The 23,734-nt window shown below is 63.5% G+C and carries 16 protein-coding genes and 2 tRNA genes; 4 read left to right on the plus strand and 14 right to left on the minus strand.

Features of this window, described 5'->3' with window-relative positions; all coding sequences use genetic code 11:
- Positions 1–13: 13 nt before the first annotated feature.
- On the minus strand, positions 14–2,059 hold the full coding sequence (locus tag ACYPXD_RS22665) for an acyltransferase family protein (protein ID WP_459716234.1): 2,046 nt from the start codon (positions 2,057–2,059) through the stop codon (positions 14–16).
- A 246-nt stretch (positions 2,060–2,305) separates the two neighbouring features.
- Between ACYPXD_RS22665 and ACYPXD_RS22670 the strand changes: the two genes are divergently transcribed.
- Positions 2,306–3,346: a glycosyltransferase family 2 protein gene (locus ACYPXD_RS22670; RefSeq protein WP_459716236.1), complete on the plus strand. Its 1,041-nt coding sequence runs from the start codon at positions 2,306–2,308 to the stop codon at positions 3,344–3,346.
- Positions 3,347–3,497: 151 nt separating this feature from the next.
- On the opposite strand, the gene ACYPXD_RS22675 is transcribed toward ACYPXD_RS22670, so the two are convergent.
- The 7 genes from ACYPXD_RS22675 to ACYPXD_RS22705 form a co-directional block, all read right to left on the minus strand.
- Entirely contained in the window at positions 3,498–4,913 is a 1,416-nt protein-coding gene (locus tag ACYPXD_RS22675) for a hypothetical protein (RefSeq protein WP_459716239.1), read from the minus strand.
- A 41-nt stretch (positions 4,914–4,954) separates the two neighbouring features.
- A complete protein-coding gene (locus ACYPXD_RS22680; RefSeq protein WP_459716242.1) occupies positions 4,955–6,172 on the minus strand; it encodes a glycosyltransferase family 4 protein in 1,218 nt (405 codons plus the stop codon).
- On the minus strand, positions 6,160–7,257 hold the full coding sequence (locus ACYPXD_RS22685; protein ID WP_459716245.1) for a glycosyltransferase family 4 protein: 1,098 nt from the start codon (positions 7,255–7,257) through the stop codon (positions 6,160–6,162). Before ACYPXD_RS22685 ends, ACYPXD_RS22680 begins: the two co-directional genes overlap by 13 nt.
- A gap of 188 nt (positions 7,258–7,445) precedes the next feature.
- Positions 7,446–8,321 carry a cupin-like domain-containing protein gene (locus ACYPXD_RS22690; protein WP_459716247.1) on the minus strand — a complete coding sequence of 292 codons (876 nt, stop codon included), beginning with the start codon at positions 8,319–8,321 and terminating at the stop codon, positions 7,446–7,448.
- Positions 8,322–8,509: 188 nt separating this feature from the next.
- The gene (locus ACYPXD_RS22695) at positions 8,510–10,753 is read right to left on the minus strand and encodes a GNVR domain-containing protein (RefSeq protein ID WP_459716250.1); all 2,244 of its coding nucleotides are present in this window, start codon (positions 10,751–10,753) and stop codon (positions 8,510–8,512) included.
- A gap of 55 nt (positions 10,754–10,808) precedes the next feature.
- The gene (locus tag ACYPXD_RS22700) at positions 10,809–12,041 is read right to left on the minus strand and encodes a polysaccharide biosynthesis/export family protein (protein ID WP_459716729.1); all 1,233 of its coding nucleotides are present in this window, start codon (positions 12,039–12,041) and stop codon (positions 10,809–10,811) included.
- A 140-nt stretch (positions 12,042–12,181) separates the two neighbouring features.
- A complete protein-coding gene (locus tag ACYPXD_RS22705; RefSeq protein WP_459716252.1) occupies positions 12,182–13,252 on the minus strand; it encodes a sugar transferase in 1,071 nt (356 codons plus the stop codon).
- A gap of 590 nt (positions 13,253–13,842) precedes the next feature.
- On the opposite strand from ACYPXD_RS22705, the gene ACYPXD_RS22710 reads away from it, so the two are divergent.
- A complete protein-coding gene (locus tag ACYPXD_RS22710; protein ID WP_459716254.1) occupies positions 13,843–15,138 on the plus strand; it encodes a calcium-binding protein in 1,296 nt (431 codons plus the stop codon).
- 50 nt (positions 15,139–15,188) lie between these two features.
- Here ACYPXD_RS22710 and ACYPXD_RS22715 read toward each other — a convergent pair whose 3' ends face one another.
- From ACYPXD_RS22715 to rnr, 5 genes are all read right to left on the minus strand, one after another.
- Positions 15,189–16,721, minus strand: a complete 1,533-nt coding sequence (locus ACYPXD_RS22715; RefSeq protein ID WP_459716256.1) for a mannose-1-phosphate guanylyltransferase/mannose-6-phosphate isomerase — start codon at positions 16,719–16,721, stop codon at positions 15,189–15,191.
- A 404-nt stretch (positions 16,722–17,125) separates the two neighbouring features.
- Positions 17,126–17,821 carry a ribose-5-phosphate isomerase RpiA gene (gene rpiA, locus ACYPXD_RS22720; protein WP_459716259.1) on the minus strand — a complete coding sequence of 232 codons (696 nt, stop codon included), beginning with the start codon at positions 17,819–17,821 and terminating at the stop codon, positions 17,126–17,128.
- A 139-nt stretch (positions 17,822–17,960) separates the two neighbouring features.
- A complete protein-coding gene (locus ACYPXD_RS22725; RefSeq protein WP_459716261.1) occupies positions 17,961–18,863 on the minus strand; it encodes an N-acetylmuramoyl-L-alanine amidase in 903 nt (300 codons plus the stop codon).
- Between the two features lie 104 nt (positions 18,864–18,967).
- Entirely contained in the window at positions 18,968–19,711 is a 744-nt protein-coding gene (gene rlmB / locus ACYPXD_RS22730) for a 23S rRNA (guanosine(2251)-2'-O)-methyltransferase RlmB (RefSeq protein WP_459716264.1), read from the minus strand.
- A gap of 43 nt (positions 19,712–19,754) precedes the next feature.
- Entirely contained in the window at positions 19,755–22,220 is a 2,466-nt protein-coding gene (gene rnr / locus ACYPXD_RS22735) for a ribonuclease R (RefSeq protein ID WP_459716266.1), read from the minus strand.
- Positions 22,221–22,552: 332 nt separating this feature from the next.
- On the opposite strand from rnr, the gene ACYPXD_RS22740 reads away from it, so the two are divergent.
- Both ACYPXD_RS22740 and ACYPXD_RS22745 read left to right on the plus strand, forming a co-directional pair.
- A tRNA-Leu gene (locus ACYPXD_RS22740) sits at positions 22,553–22,639 on the plus strand.
- A 288-nt stretch (positions 22,640–22,927) separates the two neighbouring features.
- Positions 22,928–23,014, plus strand: a tRNA-Leu gene (locus ACYPXD_RS22745).
- A 65-nt stretch (positions 23,015–23,079) separates the two neighbouring features.
- Here ACYPXD_RS22745 and ACYPXD_RS22750 read toward each other — a convergent pair.
- Positions 23,080–23,553, minus strand: coding sequence for a HipA domain-containing protein (locus ACYPXD_RS22750; protein ID WP_459716734.1), 474 nt, complete (start codon positions 23,551–23,553; stop codon positions 23,080–23,082).
- Positions 23,554–23,734 lie beyond the last annotated feature (181 nt).

Consider the following 23,734-nt stretch of genomic DNA (forward strand, 5'->3'; position numbering starts at 1 on the left):
GCGTCGTCTCGCCTTAACCCCCGATGTCCCGCACGAGCCATCCACCGACGTATCGCGATCCATCGGGTGTCAAATGATCGCGATCCGTATACATGAACTCGCCCCCCTGCCGCGCATAGCAATTCTGCCTGTCGCACAGAAGCGGAAGCGGGTTGAACACCTTCACGTCGGGAAATCGGCCCAACACCGCGAGAATCTGCTTTTGCACGCCTGAAAGCCGCTGCTCCACTTTCGCGCGCGGCACCGCGCAGGGCGAGCGCACCGAAATTTGCATGGGACGGCGCACGCAGGTGCTCGGATCGAAATCGAGCTCCGGCGTGTCGAGCACGAAAATCACGCGCTTGCCTGACGCGCGAAGCCGGATCAACGTGCGTTCGAGGCCGGCGAGATAGACGTCCATATTGCTCTCATCGCCGCGCGGCGCCGCGCCCGGCGCCGCCTGAGCGCCGCTCGCAGCCACCAGACGGACATAGTTTCCCTTGGCATAGTCGAAGCCGCCGGCGATCGACGAAATCGCGTAACTCGACAGGATCACCGTATGGATGTCGCGCGACTTCCCGACGTAATCGAGCACGCTGTCGAACAGCGCCGCGCAATGTTTGACGTAGGTGCCAAGATAAATATCGACGTCCGGGAATGGTGGGCAGTTGCCGGCGCCGACCGCAAAGAGTCCCGTTCCGCGCGCCGCCAATGCCCGTCGCAGGCCTTCATAAAAGTGATTCGCATGACTGTCGCCGAGCAGCGCCACTTCGGCATGCCCGTTAGGCGTGGGCATCATGCAGAATTCGGCGCCCGGGAAGGTTTGCTTGCACGAATCGGTGAATACCCAGTGCTCCTGATGCGGGTTGAAGCTCGCGTCGGGAAAGCGGTCCGGCATGCCGTTGTCGCGCGAAATCGCGTAGCTGGACAGGCCGATGCCCATCATCATCGCGAACAGCGCGCTCGCCATGCGCACCGGGTGGCTTCGCGCCACGCGGCTAAAGCGCGCGGGCGCCTCGATGCAGCTGAATGTGAGCGCGGACAACGCGAAAGCGACGCCGATCGCGGCGACGCGCATCGTCACCGTCGGCGCGTCACCGCTCGAGAGACGCAGAAAGACGAGGACCGGCCAATGCCAGAGATAGAGCGGATAGCTGATCAAGCCAATGTAAGTCATCGGCTTGAGCGCGAGCACGCGGCGGTTGAGCCACGCCGTCGGGCCGGCCGCAATAACGAGTGTGGCGCCGCCGGCGGGCAGCGCCGCGCGCCAGCCTGGAAACACCGTATCCGGATCGTACAGCGCGAGGCTCAGCGCAATCAGCGCGATGCCCACGAACGAGGCGAGCTCGCGCAGCGGCACACGCTGCGTCGAGGCCAACGCTATCGTATTCGCACGCACGTTGCGGTATGCGCCCGCATGAAACTCGGCCCACGCAAGCGCGGCGCCGAACAGCAGCTCCCAGAAGCGCGTGACCGGCAGATAGAACGCCGCGACGGCATGCGTACCGCTCAGCACGATGCTGCCGCCGAGCGACAACACGATAAGCGCGGCGATCACGAGCGTCGCCACGCGCCGGCTGGCGAATCGCCAGAGTAAAAAGAGCGCGACCGGCCAGACGATGTAGTACTGCTCCTCCACGCCAAGCGACCACAGATGCAGCAGCGCGCTTGCGCCCGCACCTTGCGAAAAGTAATCGCGCGTCGCAAAGAAATAGAGGTTCGCGACAAACGCAACGCTCGCGAGCGCATCGGATGCAAGCTGCTCGAGCTCGCCCGACGCCATCATCACGATACCGGCCGCGAGACAGGCCGCCATCACCGTGATGAGCGCCGGATAGATGCGCCTGATCCGTCGTGCGTAGAAGCCGACGAGGCTGAAACGCCCTTGCTCGAGCGTCTCGATGATGTGCTGCGAGATCAGGTAACCGGAGATCGCAAAGAACATATCCACGCCGACGAATCCGCCCGCGAGCATTGCCGGAAACGCGTGAAAGACGACCACCGATATCACCGCGACCGCGCGCAGCCCATCGATGTCGGGCCGATAGCCCTGCACGGGCTTGCGTAATGTGACGCTCACCGCAGTATCCCCTCGACCGTACATGTGGCTATGGAATCGACCAACGGCGCTTCCGCTCGATGACGATGCGCGAGACAGTGCGCCATTCGAACCGCCCGTACATGGTATCGGCTCGACAAACGCACACTGCGGCCTACCACACGCATCGCGCATATCGCGCATTCGCCATGCGTACGCTCGCGTGTGCGCCAGGTAGCAGTACTTCGTTGGCCGCGGCCATAACATGCCTCCTGTATGAATGCTGGAATGGCTCGCGGCAGCGGGTACGTTCAGCACGGGACGAGATTGCCGCAAACAGGCTTAGGTATGGGGGTAAGGATGGAAGCAGTCAGAGCAGCAGTGCAGACAGTAGTACGGACAGCGGCGCAAACAGCGGTAAAAACAAGCGATAGAAGCGCCGTCTCTGCCCACAAGCAATCGAAAATTTGCCTGATCTTCGCGACGCTCGGCCGTGCAGAGCTGCTTGGAAAAGCGATCGCTTTCGTCGACATGCAGACAGTGAAACCCGATCTGATCATCGTCTCGTGCGTCACGGACGAAGACGTCGGGAGCCTGGCGAGTCGACCGGGGCTGCTGGTGGTCAAGGGTCGGCCCGGCCTGACCGCCCAGCGTAACAATGGCTTGAATCATGTGCCGTACGGCTTCGACGTGCTGGTCTTTCTCGACGACGACTTCCTCATGCATCGCACGTGGATTGCGGCTGTCCTCGACGCGTTCGATAGCGATCCGTCTATCGCCTGCGTGACAGGAATGACGCTCGCCGATGGTATCAACGGGCCCGGCTATTCCTTCGAGGAAGGGCAAAAAATCCTCGCTGAAACTTACGACACTCCACAAACGATGATCGCGGCGTCGACCGGTGGACCCTACGGCTGCAACATGGCCTTCCGCGCCCGCAGCGTCGCGGGCCTGCGCTTCGACGAGCGGCTCGTGCTCTACGGCTGGCAGGAAGATCGCGATTTCGGCGGCCAGATCTGGAACCGCGGCGATCGTGTCGTGCGCATCAATACCGCGCTCGGCGTGCACCTCGGCACCAAGAGCGGCCGGATGTCAGGGCGCAGACTCGGTTATTCGCAAGTTATCAATCCGCTCTATCTGGCCAGAAAAAAGACGATGCCGTTGCGCGATGCGCTCGATCACGTTCTGCGCAACGTGTTCAGCAATATCACGCGCAGTTTTTCGCCCGAGTCGTGGGTCGACCGTCGAGGCCGGCTCAGCGGCAATCTGATTGGCGTCTGGGATTTTTTACGCGGGAGACTGACGCCCGAACGGGCCGAAAAGCTCTGAGGAAGCCGGCTTCAGGGCCGGCCTGGAGGTCGGCTCGAAGGCGAGTTTGGAGGCGAGTTCGAAGGCGGGTTCGGAGGCACGGAGGCAGGCTCGAAGGCCAGCTCGAAGGCAGGCTTCCAGACCGGCTTAAGGGCCGCGCTCAAGGGTTCGCTCAGCCCTTGGCAACGGCCCCGGACACTCTTCCCTGCCGTCTGGGCACGCGCCTTGGCGCACGCGCACGCGTACCCACCGGGAGCGCTCCAGCGGCGGCCGCGAGCAGGTAGAAACACGAACCGAGTTCGAATACCGAACCTGAGATCGATACGACAATCAGCGCTGACATCACGGCATGCCGCGCCGCATAGCAAATGGCGCGCTCCGCGAACGGATAATCGGCCGGCACCGGAGACAGCAACGACTTGCCGACAAACATCGCATAACAGAACGTCCCCACGACACCGAGGCTCCCAAGCAACACCACCAGAAAGCTCGACGCGCGAATACTGCCGAGCCCGACGCCTATCCCATAGGTATCGAAGAAGTTGGTCATCCCCTGCGCGTTCCATCCCATCCGTTCGACACCGGACGAGCTGCCGGCTTTGCTCAATATCGTCGTGTCGACGAAGTCGATCAGCGCATTCGCGATGGCCGGCAGGAACAGGATGACGTACAGCGCGCCGAGCGTGCCCGTGCAAGCGGCGATGATCCACATGCGATGCTTGCGCGCGGCGGCGGCACGCGTGACCAGACTGGGCCTGCTGAACAGCAGTACGACCAGATACCCGGCCAATCCGACATAGGCGCTTCCGGACGTGGAGATCAGCAGCAGTCCCGCCGTTGCGACAGCCAGCGCGCCGGCCAGTTTCGGACGCCAGCCGAGCATCCAGAGATTGAGACAGAACACAAAAAGCGGCAGCGAGAAAGTCGAGAACGCGGAAGTCTCGCTGAAGGTGCCGCTGATACGCACGAGGCCGCCCAGCTCCTCGCCGGTCAGGTCGGCAAACTGTGCCGTCTTCGTGAATGACAGCGCATCGACGCCGACCGCGTGCGAAGCGAAATCGACCACGCCGGAGAGCACGTTGAGCGCAGTGAGCAGCAGGATCGCATTCGCGAGGGTCCGGTACGCACCGCGATATTTCAGGAACGCCACCATGCAGCAATAGATGATAAGGTCGCCCATGCAATACATGACCTGCGACACATTGCCTGACACGGGAGCGAGCGGCTGCAGCATGATCTCGGTGGTGCTGCGATCGACGGGAAACACGAGTGTCGATCCGTGCAACAGACGCGGCAGCACGATGGCGCCCATGCATGCCCACACGCAGGTGCAGAGCAGCCAGAAGCCCGGCGTGTCCAGCGAGAAGGCATCGGCAAGCTTCTTTCCGCCGACGAGGTTGAACGCCCGCAGTGCGAAAAACGCGAGAAACAGTTGCGGCGGCAGGACGCCCATCCCGCCCAGGCCCAGCGCGAGCGCGCAGCCGAACAGCGAGTACACCGCCATGCCGTAAATCGCGGCGCGATACGACATGTAGAGCACCGCCAGTCCGGTGAGGATCACCGCGATCCCGAATATTGTCAGTTCCAATTGCTACGCCCCCCTCCGTTCAGCCGCGCTCATTGGCCGTCTCATGCCGAGCGCCGGTAAAGAACCGCCGGCGGCGTATCGGCCAGCTCCTTGTCCGCCGCCATCGCGCGCTCGACGACAGCGAGAAATTCGTGCTTGAACCGCTCCGCCGAAAAGCGCAAGGCATTGCGCCGGCACACTTCGCCGCGCAACGGCGGGCGCGCTTCGAAACGCTCGACCGCATCGACGATCGATGCGACAGTCTGCTCGCCGAAGAAAACGCCTGTACCGCGCTCAGGATCGGCTGAATCGACGACAATCTCGCGCACGCCGCCACGCCCGTACGCGATGACCGGAGTGCCGCAGGCCTGCGCTTCGACCACCGAAATGCCGAAGTCTTCTTCCGCGGCGAACACGAACGCGCGCGCGCGTTGCATGTAGTCGACCAGCACCGCGTCGGGCTGATAGCCGAGCAGCGTCACGTTCGGCGTCGCGCATGCCTTGGCGCGCGCGAAATCGGGACCGTCGCCGATCACGACGAGACGCCGCGACGGCATCGCCGCGAACGCCTCGACGATCAGCGGAATCCGCTTGTAAGGCACCATGCGCGACGCGATCAGATAGAAGTCTTCGTGCTGCGTAGCGAGTTCGAAGCGCTCGACATCGACCGGCGGATAGATCACGGCTGCGTCGCTGCCATAGGCCTTCCGGATGCGCCTTGCGATGAAGGCCGAATTGGCGACCAGCGCGTCCACGCCATGCGCGGTGCGCTGGTCCCAGATCCGCATGTAGTGAAGCAAAACCCGCACGATCCAGCTCTTCATGCCGCGCTGCATATCGGCTTCGGCCAGATACTGATGCTGCAGATCCCACGCGTAGCGAATCGGCGAATGCACGTAGCTCACATGCACCTGATGCGGCCCGGTCAGCACGCCCTTGGCCACCGCATGGCTCGATGAAATCACGAGATCGTAGGCCGACAGATCGAACTGCTCGATTGCGAGCGGCATCAGCGGAAGATAGTGGCGAAACTTGCTGCGCGCCCAGGGCAAATGTTGAATAAACGACGTGTGCGCATGCTTTCCTCCCAGCGCCCCGCGCTGCGACTCCGGAAAGAAATCGACAATGCTGTAGAGATCGGCCTGTGGAAACAGTTGAAGAATCTGTTCCACCACCTTTTCCGAACCCGCATACGCGGCGAGCCAGTCATGCACGACAGCAACCCGGCCGAAACGGCAGGTATCGTTCGCGACGGCGGCGGCAAGCGTTACATTAGCCACGGCGAGATCTCCTCGATCAGCTTGACTGCCGTGGCGCGCCACGTCAGCGCCGCGGTACGCGCGCGGCCCCGCTCGCGCAGGCTCGCGCGCAACGTGGCGTCGCCGGTGATCTGTTGGAGCAGGCGCGCCAGTTCCGCTGGATCGTCAGGCGACGTGTAGAGCACGGCATCGCCGCACGCTTCCTGCACGGCCGGCAGTCTCGAGGCAATGACGGGACAGCCGAGCGCGAGCGCCTCGACGGGCGGCAATCCGAAGCCCTCGTACCGCGACGGATAGACGAAACAGGCCGCGCGCCGGTACAGCGCCGCGAGTTCGCCGTCGCTCACATAGCCAAGGTGCTTGACGAACGCGGGCAACGCCTGCTGGCCCGTTCCGTACACCCGCGCATCGCCGCCGCCCACCACCACGATGTCGAACTGCGCGTCGCGAATCAGGCGCGCGGCCTCGGCCACGAGACGAAAATTCTTGTGCCGGTTGAGGCTTCCCACCGCGAGCACGAACGGACGTCCGTGCAACGTCTCCGCCACTGCGCCTTCGTCCTGCTGCACGCGCAACATGTGTTCGCCGCTTTCCGGCACGACGCCGATCTTGCCCGCGGGAATCCGGTACGCGTCGCTGAGCTCACGCCGCGAAAATTCCGACACGGTGATCACGCGCTGCGAGACGCGGCCGATACGCGGCGCCATCACGCGATACCAGGCGACGAACGAACGGCTGTAGCTGTCGGGCACGCGCGTGGGTGCGGCGTCGTGCAGCACGGTCACCTGGCGGCCATACAGCAGCGGCCCGGAATTGCAGAGGTTGAGCAATAACTGGCCGCTTGCCGCCTGCGGCAATGCGAGCTGTTCCCAGCGCAGGCCGCCGCCATTACCGCTCGCGCGCAGCCTGATATGCCGGAACGGGTTGGACATACACGCCAGCGCCTGAGGCACGACGATTTCCGTCGTGAGTCCGGCGACAAGCGGATCGCGCAGTTCGACTAACTGATCGAGCGCGCGAAGGGTCTCGAAAGCGAAGCGATCGACACCGGTCGCGCGGCGGCCCAGAAAGCGGCCATTGATCAGCAGGTTGGGAGCATGTTTCATCGACGAAGTCCGAGGCATCGCTGACGGCCGGACTCGATCCGTGCGCGCGGTTACCGTCACCACGCGAACGGATTCGACCTGCCAGGCAATGCGGTTCACATGGCTCCCAGTGTGGCTAATCTTCGCATCGGAGAATGTTCGCCGTCGCCCATAGCCGCGTTGATCCGCGCAATCGCTGCGGCTTCGGCCTATCGCTTCACCAGCGACTTGACGTGCCGCAAGCCGTCGATCGCCACAGCTTTCGAGCGGTCCACGACATCCGATCTCCCCGGCGGCCGCGGCTTGATTCCAAACCTGCGCAGATAATAGTTAGCGCGATAAGTATCGGCAAAACGCCGCGGCAATTCCATGTTCAGGCTGACCGAGACCGATACGCTGTCGTGGTTTTGCACCCAATGAGACGCATGCGTCGGGATATGCACCGCATCGCCTGGACACAGCGTGAAGCGCCGCGCGACCTCCTCCGCATGGGGCTTGTAGGTACCCGCGTTGTTCGCGACCGAGTAATACCGCTCGATCTCTTCTTCCGTGGTCACGCTGCGGTCCATCGGATCGCAGATCCAGATGTCCTTCGAGCCCTGAACCTGCGCGAGGAAATTAACCTCGGCGTCGAAATGAAAAGCCGATTTGCGCCGAGGCGACGTGACGAGCACGATCATTTCGGCATTGCTGAGAAGTTTGGAACCTTCGGGGCCGGCAATCTCGAGCAGGAATGCCACGAATTCGTCGAGCAGCGCCTTGTAGGCCCGATTGGTCTCGACATGTTTCATCACGAGCCAGGCGCCCGCGGTGTCGATGTGGTCGAAAATCTCGTGAATCGTCATGGCCGGCCTGGGCGTGGTTCCCCATTTGTCGGCAAAACCGAAATCGCCGGCGTCGAAATAGAGGTCGCCCGCGCGTCCGGACGCTTCCACGGCCGCCTCTTCCAGCGCCTCGATCGAAAATTCCCGATGGCCGGCAAGCGGATGATGCACTCCAAACGCTTTCTTATGAAGCTCGCACCGGCACTCCGCGAGCGGATCGTCGGTGGTCCATTGAGTCGATGCTTTGTCATGGGTTGGCATGGATTTTCTCCGCGCGCATTGTGTTTTGACAGAAAATACAGCTGCGTTCTGGCAAGGTCAGAACCGGCTGTAGCCGCTGTGCGCTTCGAGACCAAAATCCAACCAGACAACTTCCCTGGCGATGCTTACGGTTTCCGTATGTACGCTTGCCGGATCGCTGCAGCAGCGATCCGGACAGTAGTGATTGCCTAGTCGGCGGCGGCTCGTCCCCCTTCCTTGACGACGCCGTAGCTCGCATAGCCATAAGCCGCGTATGCGTCGCCATAGCGCCCGGGGCGCGACACAGTATCGTTGAATATCACGCCGCGAATCGGCACGCCGACCTGTTCGAAGCGGCGCACTGATTCGCGCAGATCCGACACGCTGGTGGCGCCCTGGCGTGCGATCACGAACACCGTCCCCGCCAGCTTGCCGATGATGCCGGCGTCCGCGACCGGCAACACCGGCGGCGCGTCGATCAGCACGAGGTCATAGTTTTCGTTGGCCCACGCCACGAATTCCTTGAAACTGCCTTCGCGCAGCAGTTCGCTCGCATTGGTCACATAGCCGCCCGTCGCGACGAAGTCGACGCCCGGCATGACCTCGCGATACACCACCTGGTCGTAATCCTGATTCAGCTCGAAGAGGTTCGTGACGCCGGGAGTACTCGGCACGCCCATGTGCTGGTTCAGCGAGCCGCGCCGCAAATCGGCGTCGATCAGCAGCACGCGCTTGCCCGATGCGCCGAACACAGCCGCGAGGTTGACCGAGACGAACGACTTGCCCACCATCGGGGTCGGCCCTGCCAGCAGCACGACGCGATTGGCGGCATCTTCGAGCGAATGTTCGAGCGCGCTGCGGAAACTGCGCAGGCTTTCGACCGCCGGATCGAATACGGCCTTATGCGCCAGCACCATGTTCGTGCCCGGCGCGCCGCGCGGCACGCGGCGCGTCAGCGAATGCTGGATGCGGCTGCGCGGCACCGCCGCGAAAACCGCGAGCCCCGTGCCGACTTCGATCTCGTCGATCACGGAAACGCCGCGCTTGAGCCTGTGACGCAGCAGCACGATGCCGGCGCCGATAAAGAATCCGGTGAAGAACGCCGCCATCATCAGCACGGCGCGCTTGGGCCGGACCGGGCTTTCGCCCGGCACCGCCGCGTCGATCATGCGCACATTCGATACACGGCCGGCCTTGAGCAGACGCATCTGCTCGCGGTTATTCAGCAGATTCGTGTAGATGTTCGTATCGACAGTCACTTCGCGCTGCAGACGCACGAGGCGCTGCTCGAGCGGCGGCAATGCGCGCGTCTGTCCCGCAAGATCTTTCAGCGACTTCTCGGCTTCGGCGACTTGCCCGTTCACGGCGACAAGCGCCGGGTTGTCTTCGGTGAAACGCGCCATCAACATGGCGCGCTGCTGACGCAGATCGGCGATACGCTGCTGCGCGATCGCGGAACTCTGCAGCAGCGCCGTCGCCTCGGCGCCGAGGTTCACGGCCCCGTGTTCGGAGCGGAACGTGTTGTACTCGTTCTCGGCCGCCTCGAGTTGCGCCTTCAACTGCGGCAGTTGCTGGTCGAGGAAGGCAATCGATTTTTCCGCTTCCTCCTGCGTGCGCTTCGCGTTCTGCCGCAGGTATTCGCTGCCGATCGCATTCAGAATAGTGGCGGTCAGATCGGGATCCTCGCCGTCGAGCACCACGCCGATGACGTCGGATTCCTTACCTTTTTCCGAAATGGCCAGTGCGGTCTGCAGCGTTTTGATCGCCGTCAGTTCGGAGCTGCGCGACATATCGAAGTCCGTGCCCGGCTGCGCATCGATACGGTTCACCAGCAGCTCGATCACGCCGCCCGACACCGGCGCATGCAGCTTTTCACCCACATGTCCTTCGATCGTCAGGGTGCGGTATGCGAGCGTGTAGGCGCCGTTGCCGTGGTAAGTCAGGACGAACGGCTTGCCCAGCAGGCTCGATGGCAAGTCGAATTGCGACACGTCGATTGCTTCGTCGCCCCACGCGTACCCTTGCCACCCCGCCCAGTCGCCCAGATTCAGATGTTGCGAGGCCCAGCGGCCCACGACGGGGAAATAGCGCGGCGTCGCATGAATATAGAGCCTGGTCGCATCCACGGCCGACGAGACGACGAGCCGCGAACGCAGCACCTCGATTTCCGCGGTCGCGCCGGTCTTGATCGCGAACTGCGCCGAGATATCGGAGAGCGCCGTTTTCGCGGGGTTCGGGTTCTCCTCCACCTGAATCAGGATGTCCGATTGATACACCGGCGGCGCGAGCAGCGCGTACAAGCCGCCCATCAGCGTGCAGACCGCGGCGACGATCAGGATCGTCTTGCGGCCCGAGTACAGCGTATCGAGCAGATTGCCCATATGTCCGCCGTCGGGCGCGATCGGCATGACCGTCTCGATGGGCCCTTCCAGCAGATAGTCACGCTGATTCATCTTGTTCTCCAGGTGGCGTGCGCGCTGAGTGTCGTAGCTTCCGTTCATGCGAGCTTCAATAACCGGCCGCGCGGCTCGCGGCCGCGGCTTGGGTAGTCGGCAAAATCAGACTGATGACGCGACTCCACTTCACGAGCGTGGACGTATCGACGAACACGACATCGTTGGGTTGGAGCGCGAACGAATCGGCCATGGCCATCGCGGAGGCATTGCTCGCGTCGAGATGGAACACGACCGGATTGTTGCTATCCTGTCCACGCACAACGTAGACCTGCGACGCATCGGCCGACGCCTGGGCGATGCCGCCCGCGTTGCCGAGCGCCTGGTTCAGCGACATATGGCCGTTGTTGAACGCCACGCCGCCGGGGCGTTCCACCTCGCCGACCACGAAGACCTTGCTGTCCGCCGCGGCGAACACCCGTACGAGGTCGCCGTCGCGCAAAACGATGCGATCGGGGTTGAAGCCCTTGCGGATCATCTCCGGCATGTCCACCGCGACGGTGGTGTCGCCGCGCGTCACGGCAACCCGCGAACGGTCGGCCAGGCTCGTAAAGCCGCCCGCCCGGTTGATGGCCTCGGGCAGTGTCATCGGCCGGTCGTTGAGCACCTCGACACCTGGCGTCTTGACCTCGCCGTCCACGTAGACGCGCTTGCTGCGATACGTCTGGATCCGCACCGTGACCTGGGGCTTCCTCACGTAGCGCGCGAGCTTTTCGGAGAGCGCATCGCGCACACCCATCTCCGACATGCCTTCGACCTTCAGCGGACCAATATAGGCATACTGAATGAAGCCGTCGTTGTCGACCGTGTAGCCCGGAGACACGGACCGGTCTCCCGCCGGGCTGTCGTTGCCGCTGTTCGACGTGGGCAGGTTGAGTTCGGGGTGATCCCAGACCACGATGCTGAGAATGTCGCCGGGCCCGATCTGGTAAGGCGAAGGTTTGGCGAACAGATTCTCCACGTCTGCGGGGACGCCTTTGGGGCGCGCGGCAAGTTCCTTTTGCACCAGTTCGCTCGTGATCTCGACGAGCTGGGCGTTCGCCGCGCCGGGAATGCCCTTGTTCACCACGCTCTCAGGCACGCCCACACCCGAAGCGCCGCCCGTCGCCGCGGCTGCGTTGCTCGCCGCGGCGGCGCCGCCGCTGGTGCCGGAATTCGACCCCGGACCGCCGTACGTCATGCCCGGCGCCATCGCGCAACCGCTCAGCACCACGAGCGCGAGCCACGCGGCGCACACGGCTCCGCGGCGCAGCGTTCGCGTCACGCCGGCACGCCGCGCGCAGCGCATGCGCGCATCGATCGATTCCATCGCATAGAGTCCCATCGCAATCCCCCAAGATTCGTTACCCAGGTTCCGGGTCATGCCGTGTGGCCCGGATACCCGACGTGTCAGCGTTCCCGCCTCGCATTCCCGCCTCGCATCCCCGCTTAATACGCCCCGCTACCGCGAATCACCACGAAAAATGTCTTGAACAGAATCCCGATGTCCTTGCGGAACGTCCAGTTCATGACATAAGAAACGTCGAGCGAAACGCGCGTCGCGTAGTCGACATCGTTGCGCCCACTCACCTGCCACAAGCCCGTGATGCCGGGCGTCGCCATCAGGTAGTACTTGCTCGCCTCGCCGTAGCGCTCGAGCTCCTGGTCGACGATCGGACGCGGTCCAACAAAGCTCATCTCGCCGCGCAGGACATTCCAGATCTGCGGCAACTCATCGAGACTCGTGCGCCGCAGAAAGCGGCCGATTCGCGTGATGCGCACGTCGTTCTTGAGCTTGAATTCGCGCTCCCACTCGGCGCGTGCCTCGGCGTCGCTCGCCAGCAGATCCTTGAGCACCTGCTCCGAATTCACGACCATCGAGCGAAACTTCAGACAACGAAATTTCCTCCCGTGACGTCCGACACGCGTGTGTCCGTAGAACGCCGGCCCGCCATCGCGCTTGACTATCATCGCGATCAGGGCGAAGACGGGCGCGAGCAAAACGATTGCACCTGCCGCCGCGACAATGTCAAAGAGACGCTTCAACGCATGCCCGACGACGGCGCTGCGAACCGCACTGCTGCGCGCGGTGACCTCGAGCGGCTCGCGGTTCCACCATGCACGCGTCAGACGCAGCACGCTGAATTCCGAAAAGAACAAGGTGTGCGACAGCAGCAGCGAAATACCCGTTGTCAGCGTCCAGTAAATAAACCAGGGCAACGGCAGCAAATGATCGCGATGAATCGCGTAAAGCAGCACGAGGCCGCACAACTGCACCGCGAGCCAGGCGAGCGCCGTGCGGGCCGCCACATTGAAGACGGACCGGCTGCCGCCGCGCGTACCGTAGGTCCCGCAAGCGGGAAACACCGACAACGCAAGCGCCGCACAAAACGCCACCAGCGTGGGATCGGGGTGATGCGCCTCACCCATCATTGCGAAATTCAGGTTAAGGTGTGCGCCGCATACGGCGCCCAACACGATCAGCACAATATCGACCGTACGTTGCGTTAGCTCAGACATGTCCCCTACCTCAGTGCGTGTCGTGTCCGTCAGACGTTCGTGCTCTGGAACGGTCGTCGACTGGAAGCGAACATATGGATCACTGTGCTTCGGGAGATCCACGCGTTCGCACCGCCCGCCCCGATAAGCCATGGCAACACATTAAGGTTTGAGCAATGGCGAATCCGTGCGCAATCCCACCAACCATTCGCGGTCGTCGCCGGCTTGCCGTGTGCGCCGCGTGGGAGCGGCATCGAAGGACAGGTGTAAACGTTGCGTTGTGCGCGCTCGCGCACATAAGCGCCTTGCCTTTCGCGAATGCTCTCGCGAAAGGCACGCCGTCAGGCAAGTGGATTGTTAGAGAGGATTCCGTAGCTTCGTGCCGGCGATCTGTTCAGGGCGGAGATCGTTCGCTTGCAATCGCGAAATACGCTGCAAGCGAAATTTAATCTTCCGCGGAATGCCGAACCGTTCGCCGACGCACACACGAACCACGCAACGACGCGTCAGAATGGTTTCCCAATGCCCCTCTCATGGAGGGACTGCCATCGAGATGCCGGCACGGAGCGGGTCGCGCGGAACCGGCAGCTTTCCCACGCGAGGAATACGCCGTGAAGCATCCCGTAGCAACCACCGCTGTTCTGCTTTCCGCACTCGCATGCGCATCGACGGCGCACGCGGGCGATGCGGTGCGGGCGATGCCGGCCGACGCGTTTATCGACACGCTCGGTGTCGGCATCCACCTGACCTATATGGATACCGCCTACGCCGATGTGCGCAACGTCTACGACGATCTGAAGTGGCTCGGCATTCACCATGTTCGCGACTATCCGCCTGGCGATAAGCCGCCGTTTTCAACCTACGTCTTTCTCGCGCAGCTCGGCATCAAGTTCAACGTGCTGACGAACCCCGATTTTGCGTGGTCGATCGGCGCGGCGGCGCGATTGAACGCGGCGGTGCCCGGCAGTGTCGCGGCCTTCGAAGGTTCGAACGAAATCGACAACTGGCCGGTCTCGTACCGCGGTCTCACGGGCGCCGCGGCCGGACTCGCGCAGCAACGCGAGATCTACGAACGCGTCCGCGCAACGCCGCAGCTCGCGGGCGTACCCGTCTACGACCTCACCGGCTTCGACACAAAGAAGGTCGAGTCGCGTGCGGGTTCCGCCAATTACGCGAACCAGCATGTCTACCCGCAAAACGGCGAACAACCGACCTATAACTCGAATGGCGACCGGTGGATGCCGTCGGCCATCGATGCCGTCAAGAAATACCCGTTGCCGATGGTGATCACCGAATTCGGCTACTTCTCGATGCCGCAGTCGGGCTGGTACATGATCGGCGTCGACGAGCCGACGCAGGCCAAAGGCATTCTCAACGGCTATATGGATGCGGCGGCGGCCGGCGTGAAGCGGACTTACGTCTACGAACTGCTCGACCAGAAGCCGGACCCGCAGAACAGGAGCGGCGAAATGCACTTCGGGCTGTTTCGCATCGACAACAGCCCCAAGCCCGTCGCCCACGCGATTCGCAATCTCACGTCGATCCTGAACGCGGGCAAAAGCCGCCGCGCTAACGCAGCCGCGGCGCGCGGCACGCTCGCTTATACGCTGTCGGACATGCCGGTGTCGGCAAACAGCCTGCTGCTGCGGAAAAAGGACGGCCGCTTCGTGCTTGCGCTATGGAACGAAACGCCGATCTGGGACCGGGCGATCGGCAAACCGGTTGTGAGCCCACCCGCCCGCGTCGGCATCGACTTCGGTAGCAAGGCAAGCCGGGTCGACCTGTACGATCCGCTCGTTTCGGCGACACCGTCGGCCAGCCATCGCGACGTGAACCAGCTCAGCGTGGACGTGCCCGATCACGTGATTCTGCTCGAAGTCACGCCCGCGGGTGCGCCGGGAACGTAGGCACGACGTGGTGCGCGAGCCGCGCGCCTTGCGACGCACGGCGCGCCGCCTCATCCCCTGCCGTAACTGTCGTCGAAGCGCACGATGTCGTCCTCGCCAAGGTACGCGCCCGATTGCACCTCGATCACCTCGAGCGGCAGCTTGCCCGGGTTTTCGAGGCGATGTTGCACGCCCAGCGGAATAAAGGTCGACTCGTTTTCGCCGAGCAGGAACTGCTCTTCGCCGCGCGTCACGCGCGCGGTGCCGCGCACGACGATCCAGTGCTCGGCGCGATGGTGATGCAGTTGCAACGACAGACGTGCGCCCGGCTGCACGACGATGCGCTTCACCTGGAAGCGCTCGCCGCGGTCGATCGAATCGAAGAAACCCCACGGGCGGCGCACCTTGCGGTGCTGATCGGCTTCGGGCGCCTGTTCGGCCTTGATCCGCGCGACCAGTCCCTTGACGTCCTGCACGCGCGAACGGTCCGCGACGAGCACCGCGTCCGCGGTTTCGACGACCACCACGTTGGTGGTGCCGACGCATGCGACGAGGCGCCCTTCCGAATGCGCGTAGCTTGCGGTCGCGCCTTCGAACATGACGCGGCCGCGCGCGACGTTGCCGTCGGCGTCCTTGGCGTGCGCGTCCCATACGGCGTCCCACGAACCGAGATCGGACCAGCCCGCTTCGAGCGGCACGACCACGCCCTGGCAAGGCAATTCGTCGGTACCGAGGTGTTCCATCACGGCGTAATCGATCGAATCGGACGGGCTCTGTTCGAACTGCGCGGCGCCCGGGCGCAGGAATGCACCGTCGTGGCGGCATTCCGCGAACGAGGCGACGCACGCGTCGTGCATGGCCGGCTGCAGGCGCCTGACCGCTTCGAGCCAGATCGATGCGCGCACCACGAAAATGCCGCTATTCCACCAGTACTGGCCGCTCGCCAGGTATTGCGATGCAAGTTCCTGCGCGGGCTTCTCGACGAAGCATTCGATATGGCGCGCGCCATCCTGCAACGCCGCGCCGATCCGGATATAGCCGAAGCCGGTATCCGGGCGCGTCGGCGGCACGCCAAGCGTGACGATCGCGCCGCCTTCCGCGTGGCAGGCCGCCGCGAGAATCGCACGCTGGAATGCGCCGACATCGGCGATCGAGTGATCGGCCGGCATCGCGACAAGAATCACGTCCTCGCCATGCGCCGATGCGACCACCGCTGCGAGCGTCAGCGCCGGCGCGGTGTCGCGGCGCGCCGGCTCGACCACGAGCCGTGCGTTGACACCGTTCGCATGCAACTGTTCGATTGCGACAAAACCGTGCTCTTCGCCGCACATGATGATCGGCGCACCGGCCACCTTGCGCTCGGCGGGAAAGTTCGCCATGCGCCGCACTGTCGTCTGCAGCAGCGAGTCGGGGCCGACGATGTCGAGCAGCTGTTTCGGACAGTTCGCGCGCGACATCGGCCACAGCCGCGTGCCCGAGCCGCCCGCGAGCACGACGGGCGCGAGCGCAAGGGTTTGCGAAGGCGGCAATTCGCCTGCAAGACATGCGCGCGATCGTTCGTCGAGGGTGCGGGCGATGGTTTCACTCTGTTCGCTATCCAACATTTTAGATTCCTAAATAAGGAGACGTTTCATTGGCCGAACCGTCGGCACAGGACCCAATGCGTCCGATGACGTTCAGTTTCCCTTTAGCGAAATCGAAGAACGGTGCGCCAGCGCGCGTAGCGATGCATGTGATTTGCGGGTCCGATCCGTGCGCGGTCCGCATGTCGCGCGCGTGGTCGCGCCTCACGCGCCGGACGCGCGAACCGGTTATACGGTCAGTGTGGTAAAGCGCACATAAGACGCTTGCGATCCGGCGAACTTGCAGCGAACGGGCGGCACGGTCTCATTTCACGCCCTGCCGACCGCCGGAAAAGAGAAACGCCGTACGCAGCAGGTTGCTGCGCACGGCGTTCTGAAGAATCGATCGCGATCGGGACCGCGGCCGAATCAGCGCGAGATTGGGCTCAACGCTTCGGGTAGTCGATGCGCTCCACGCCCGTTTCCGTGCCGAGCAGACAGATATTGGCGCCACGGCCCGCGAAGAGCCCGACCGTGACGACGCCGGGCCACGCATTGATCTGCGTTTCAAACGCAAGCGGATCGCTGATCTGCAGACCTTTGACGTCGATGATCTCGTTACCGTTGTCGGTCACGAACGGCGTGCCTTCTTTCGTCACACGCACGACCGGCACGCCGCCGAGCGCCGTCACGCGGCGCCCGATCGCGGTGCGCGCCATCGGCACGACTTCGATCGGCAGCGGAAACTGGCCGAGCACATCGACGCGCTTGCTCGCATCGACAATGCAGACGAATACGTCGGACACCGACGCGACGATTTTCTCGCGCGTCAGCGCGCCGCCGCCGCCTTTGATCATCGCGCCGCTGCGATCGATTTCGTCGGCGCCGTCCACATACACGGGCAGCGAGTCGATTTCGTTCAGATCGAACACCTTGATGCCGAGCGCCTGCAAACGCGCGGTACTCGCTACCGAACTCGACACCGCGCCGCGATAACGGCTCTTGTGCGCCGCGAGCGCATCGATGAAGCAGTTCGCCGTGGAGCCGGTGCCGACGCCGATGACCGCGCCGTCGGGCACGTTGGCATTCACATAGTCGGCGGCGGCCTGGCCGACCAGTTGCTTGAGTTCGTCTTGAGTCATGGGAGTCAGGATACGGGCATGCGAAGAAACCGCCAGTTTACAGGACTCGCGCCCGCACAGGGGACGGGTGCGTGCAGCGGCTGCCTAACAGCGCCGCCTGATCATCGATGACTGGATTGACCCGCTTGACCCGCGCCGCTCACGGCGCCTGCTTCGCTTCGCCCGCTGCGGCAGGCATGTATTTGTCGAGTAGCGCCTGCGCAATCGCATCGGTTTCCGCGTCCGGGTTGCCCGCATAGTCGCGCGGCCGGAAGTGCATCTGGAACGCCGCGAACACGCGCCGCGTTTTCTCGTCGAGCACGCCGTCGGTGGCGACGTCGTAGCCGTAGCGCGCGAGTTTCCGCTGCAGGCCCAGCACGTCGGCAGGCGCATCGGGTGCGCGGCCCGCGAGGTCCGCGGTGACCGTCGCCGCATCGGGCCATGCGCCGACGCCGGCCTCGTAGAGCCGCTGCCACGGAAAGAGCGGGCCCGGGTCGGTCTTGCGCTGCGGCGCGATATCGCTGTGACCGACCACACGCGTCGGCGGAATGCCATAGCGCGAGACAATGTCCTTCGCCAGGCGGACCAGCGCGTCGACCTGCGCGGGCGGATACGGCTGCCAGGTGCGTCCCTGCGGCGTGTCGACCGGGCCGAGGTTGACGTTTTCGATTCCGATCGATGCGGCGTTGAGCTCGGTCGTGCCCTGCCAGGAACTGACGCCCGCATGCCACGCGCGCTGCGATTCCGGCACGAGCTGCCAGACGACGGGCTCGCCGTTTTTGATCGGCGGGGCCGCCGGCACGAGGTAATGCGCGCTGACCTGTTCGGTGGTCAGCACGTTCAACGACTGCGCTTCGTCGATTTCCGTGTAGTGCATGACGAGGAAACGGATGCGCGTGTCCGCGTATTGCGCGTGATGGCTTGTGTCGGCGTAGTAGGTGCCGCGGTCGACGGTCGTGGTCGAACAGGCGGCGAGTAGCGCGGCGGTGCCAACCGCAAAAGCAATACCGACGGATCGGCGGACGGGCGCCGTATTGCGTCGGCGAGTGCGGGCGAAAGTCATCGTGACGGTTCTTGTTCTGGAAGGACCGATAAGCAGCCGCGCAACAGATTGGGTAGAAAGCGCGGCATTGGCTTTGCGGGCTGCTTTGTGGACCGCGGTACGGTCTACTTCGCCGCCGCCCTCTGCCTCACCGCTTCGAACAGACACACGCCGCTCGCCACCGAAACGTTCAGGCTCTCCACACTCCCCGCCATCGGAATATGCATGACCTCATCGCAGGTGTCGCGCGTGAGGCGGCGCATACCCTCGCCTTCCGCGCCCATCACGAGCGCGACGGGCCCGTCGAGCTTGGTCTGATAGAGGCCCGCGGGCGCATCGCCGGCCGTGCCGACCACCCAGACGCCCGCATCCTTCAGTTCGCGCAGCGCGCGTGCGAGATTCGTGACGGTGATATACGGCACCGTGTCGGCCGCGCCGCTCGCCACCTTCGCGGCGGTCGCGTTGAGGCCGACCGCGCGGTCGCGCGGCGCGATCACCGCATGCGCGCCGGCTGCATCGGCCACGCGCAGGCAGGCGCCCAGATTGTGCGGGTCCGTCACGCCATCGAGCACGAGCAGCAGCGCCGGCCCGGACAGCCCGTCGAGCAGTTCGGCCAGATTCTGCGCGAGCGGCAAATCGGTTGCGCGCGCAACGACACCCTGATGACGCTCGGTATGCGCGAGACCCCACAACCGCGTTTCGTCGGCGGCAATCACGCGCACGCCGGCTTCCTTCGCCATGTGCAGGAATTCGTTCATGCGGCGGTCGCGCCGCGTCTGATCGTAGTAGACATCTTCGACGGTCGACGCATCGTGCCGCATCCGCGCGATCACCGCATGAAACCCGTATAAAACCTTAAGACGTGACATGACTGAAACTACCTTTTATTAGCGAACGCCGTTCGTTAGCGCGTCAGCGCTTTTTTCTGGACTGGCCCTTCGCCGACTTCGCCGACGCCGAACGCGACGACGAACGCTTCTTCGCCGCACCGCGCGCCACGCGCGCTTCCTTCACTGCCACACTCGGCGCGGGCGCCGCCTTCTTGCGATGCGCGCCTTCGCCCGGCGCCAGCGAGCGCACGCGCGGTCCGCCGTCACCACGCTCGCCACCCGATTTCTCGAGCGCCACGGCGCGGCTCGAGGGCGGCTTGATCGGCGTATCGCGCACGAGGCGGAAATCGATCTTGCGCGCATCGAGGTCGACGCGGCTCACCTGCACACGCACGCGGTCCGACAACCGGTAGCGGATGCCCGTGCGTTCGCCGCGCAGTTCGTTGCGAATTTCGTCGTACTGGAAGTAATCGGAACCGAGTTCGGTCACATGCACGAGCCCTTCGATAAAGAGCGCGTCGAGCTGCACGAAGATGCCGAACGACGTCACGCCGCTCACCATGCCGCCGTACTCTTCGCCGAGCTTGTCGCGCATGAAGTAGCACTTGAGCCATGCTTCGACGTCGCGCGACGCTTCGTCCGCGCGCCGTTCGTTCGACGAGCAATGCAGCCCGAGCTCTTCCCAGATCGCGGTGTTTTCGCGGCGGCGGCCCGCGCGCTTTTCGTCGTCGGCCTGCATTGCGCGCGCGCGTGGCGATAGCGCGGTATTCAGCACGACGCCTTCGGGCGCCTCCGGCTGGTATTTGCGCCCTTGCAAAATCGCGTAGATCGCACGGTGCGTCAGCAGGTCCGGGTAGCGGCGAATCGGGCTCGTGAAGTGCGCGTAGGCCTCGTACGCAAGGCCGAAGTGGCCGATGTTGTCGGGGCTGTAGACGGCCTGCTGCATCGAGCGCAGCAGCATGGTCTGCAGCATCTGCGCGTCGGGCCGGTCGCGAATGTGCGCCATCAGCGCCGCGTAGTCGCTGGCGTGCGGCGTCTCGCCGCCCGTCAGCGTGAGGCCCATGCCGCGCAGGAACGTGCGCAGATTTTCGAGCCGCTCGGCGGTCGGCCCGGCGTGCACGCGATACAGCCCCGCGTGCCGGTTACGCTTCATGAAGTCGGCCGCGCAGACGTTCGCGGCCAGCATGCATTCTTCGATCAGCTTGTGCGCGTCGTTGCGATGGCGCGGCACGATCTGCTCGATCTTGCCCTGCGCGTTGCAGACAATATAAGTTTCGGTCGTATCGAAATCGATCGCGCCGCGCTTCTGGCGCGCCGCGAACAGCGACTTGTAAACGCCGTACAAATTTTGCAGATATGGCAGCAGCGCCGCGCGGCGCGCGGCCTCCGGTCCCTTCGTATTCGCGAGCACCGCGGCGACCTCGGTGTACGTGAGACGCGCGGCCGAGTGCATGACGCCCGGATAGAACTGATACGCCTTGATCTCGCCGCGCGCGGTGATCACCATGTCGCAGACGAGCACACAGCGGTCGACGTTCGGGTTCAGCGAACACAGCCCGTTCGACAACTTTTCCGGCAGCATTGGAATCACGCGGCGCGGGAAATACACGGACGTGCTGCGCTCGATTGCATCGACGTCGAGACCGCCGCGCGGCAGCACGTAGTGCGAGACGTCGGCAATCGCGACGATCAGACGGAAACCGTCGCCACGGCCGACCTTCATCGGCTCGCAGTACACGGCGTCGTCGAAGTCACGCGCGTCTTCGCCGTCGATCGTCACGAGCGGCACGTCACGCAGGTCGACACGATGCCGCAGGTCCGCGGGCCGCACTTCGTCGGGCAGCTTTGCCGCCGCCTCGAGCGCCGCGTCGCTGAATTCGTGCGGCACACCGTATTTGCGCACCGCGATTTCGATTTCCATGCCCGGGTCGTCGATATCGCCCAGCACCTCGACGACGCGCCCGAGCGGCTGCGAATGCCGGCTCGGAAAATCGGTGAGTTCGACCACCACCACCTGCCCGACCTTCGCTTTCTTCGTATTCTGCGTGATCAGGATGTCATGGCCGATGCGCTTGTCTTCGGGCGCGACGATCAGCGCGCCGTTCTCGTTGAGCAGACGCCCGATCACGCGCTTGTTCGCGCGGTCCGTGACTTCGACGATGTGGCCTTCAGGCCGCCCGCGCCGGTCGTAGCCAACGATGCGCGCGAGCACGCGGTCGTTGTGCATGACCTTCTGCATTTCGCCGTTCGGCAGGAACAGGTCGTCCTGACCGTCGTCGCGCACGAGAAAACCGTAGCCGTCGCGATGACCCTGCACGCGGCCGGCGACGAAATTGGACGGATGGGTCAGCTGATAATGCCCGCGCGGATCGAGCCGGATCTGGCCGTCGCGTTCCATCGCGGCCAGCCGTTTGAAGAAGCCTTCGCGTTCCTGGCGCTTGATCGAAAGCGCCTCGGCGATGTCGTTCGCAGCAAGCGGCGTTTCGCTCGTGCGCAGCACGCCGAGGATTTCTTCGCGGCTCGGAATGGGATACGGATATTTGCTCAAGGGCTTATCGATGGTTTTTCTCGGTGCGTGGACGTCGCGGATCAGGTGCCGGGCTCACGCTGCGCGGCGCTCACGCTCCGTCGGGCTCGCCCTGCTGTCAACGTACTGCTGTCAACGTACTGCTGCGGGCCATTCTATCATCCGTCTCTTAATGCAAACCGCGTGGTGAAGCGCGTACGCAAGGCGTTGCGGCCCGCGTCGAGGCGCATTCGGCGGCCCGTGATCGGCTTCCGCCAAACGCTTGACAGAGTCTGATAGCTCGCTATAATTGCGGTCTTTGCTGTTGCGCGGCGGTTTGGGTTTTACATGTGCAGCGGCAGAAAAGACACCTTGCCCAGGTGGCGAAATTGGTAGACGCACTAGGTTCAGGTCCTAGCGGTGGCAACACCGTGGAGGTTCGAGTCCTCTCTTGGGCACCATATTTGAAAAGGTCGGCTTTTGCCGGCCTTTTTCGTTTTGCGCCCAGGAAGCAAAGCGCCTGCGCGCTTTGCGGGAGGACTCGAAAGGCTGCGCTTGCAAGCGCAGCCGGGGTCGCGCACGTGTGACCGAGTCCTCTCTTGGGCACCATATTTGAAAAGGTCGGCTTTTGCCGGCCTTTTTCGTTTTGGACGCGGCTTGTTGTGGGCTCCTGTATTGGGCTGCGGGCTTTTAAACTTCCATTGACACAATACATCATCCCGCTACAATAGCGGTCTAGCTTGAGACGTGCCCAGGTGGCGGAATTGGTAGACGCACTAGGTTCAGGTCCTAGCGGTGGCAACACCGTGGAGGTTCGAGTCCTCTCCTGGGCACCACGTATTCAAAAAGCCGGCGCAAGCCGGCTTTTTCCATTTCAGGCTCGCATCATCTGCAATGTCGATCAGGCAAGCCCAAAAGCCCCCGACATCCGCTCCTGCTGACGCGCCGCGATACCCAGCGACTCCGCTATCCTGCGCCACTGAGTCACGACCCGCCGCTGCCGCTCGACGATCTCGACCGCCACGGCAGCCCGCACGCGAAAATAAGGCGCCACCTCGAATGCCAGTTCCAGATCCATCGCGTTGTCGGCTTCACTGATGTTGAGCTTGAGCCCGTGCGCGTCGGCAGTCGGATTCATGCCGAACGCCGGCGATAGCGTCCAGCCTTTTCCTGGCATCAGCAGAAAGCCGTGATTGCGCAGATGATCATCCGCGTTCGAAACCAGAAGATTGAAGACGATACGCGACCACAACTGCTGCAGGTCACGATCGGTTTGCGCGCCGTCGGTCATCAGTACCCGGGCGATTTCAAGGTAGCTCGCGCCTGTCGACGCATCGTCGCCATCCTGGTGCCCGGTCAGCCTATCTGCCTGTATTTGAACCCCGAATAAATTACCAACTACTTACTCATATTTATCAAACATAATTCATTTATTACATTATCAGAACATAAGCAGCGATTAATCGGAACCTCAATTCCCAGGGAATACCACTGAGTCCGGCTCTTTAACATGCAGACGTTTAACGGTGAGCGTACACTCGTGGCGCGGCCGCGCC

The organism is Paraburkholderia sp. 2C, assembly GCF_054589215.1.

Coding starts and splice junctions, on each gene's coding strand:
- ACYPXD_RS22670 (WP_459716236.1), top strand. CDS start 2,306: ATGGCTCGCGGCAGCGGGTACGTTCAGCACGGGACGAGATTGCCGCAA.
- ACYPXD_RS22685 (WP_459716245.1), bottom strand. CDS start 7,257: ATGAAACATGCTCCCAACCTGCTGATCAATGGCCGCTTTCTGGGCCGC.
- ACYPXD_RS22690 (WP_459716247.1), bottom strand. CDS start 8,321: ATGCCAACCCATGACAAAGCATCGACTCAATGGACCACCGACGATCCG.
- ACYPXD_RS22695 (WP_459716250.1), bottom strand. CDS start 10,753: ATGAATCAGCGTGACTATCTGCTGGAAGGGCCCATCGAGACGGTCATG.
- ACYPXD_RS22700 (WP_459716729.1), bottom strand. CDS start 12,041: ATGCGCTGCGCGCGGCGTGCCGGCGTGACGCGAACGCTGCGCCGCGGA.
- ACYPXD_RS22705 (WP_459716252.1), bottom strand. CDS start 13,252: ATGTCTGAGCTAACGCAACGTACGGTCGATATTGTGCTGATCGTGTTG.
- ACYPXD_RS22715 (WP_459716256.1), bottom strand. CDS start 16,721: ATGTTGGATAGCGAACAGAGTGAAACCATCGCCCGCACCCTCGACGAA.
- rpiA (WP_459716259.1), bottom strand. CDS start 17,821: ATGACTCAAGACGAACTCAAGCAACTGGTCGGCCAGGCCGCCGCCGAC.
- ACYPXD_RS22725 (WP_459716261.1), bottom strand. CDS start 18,863: ATGACTTTCGCCCGCACTCGCCGACGCAATACGGCGCCCGTCCGCCGA.
- rlmB (WP_459716264.1), bottom strand. CDS start 19,711: ATGTCACGTCTTAAGGTTTTATACGGGTTTCATGCGGTGATCGCGCGG.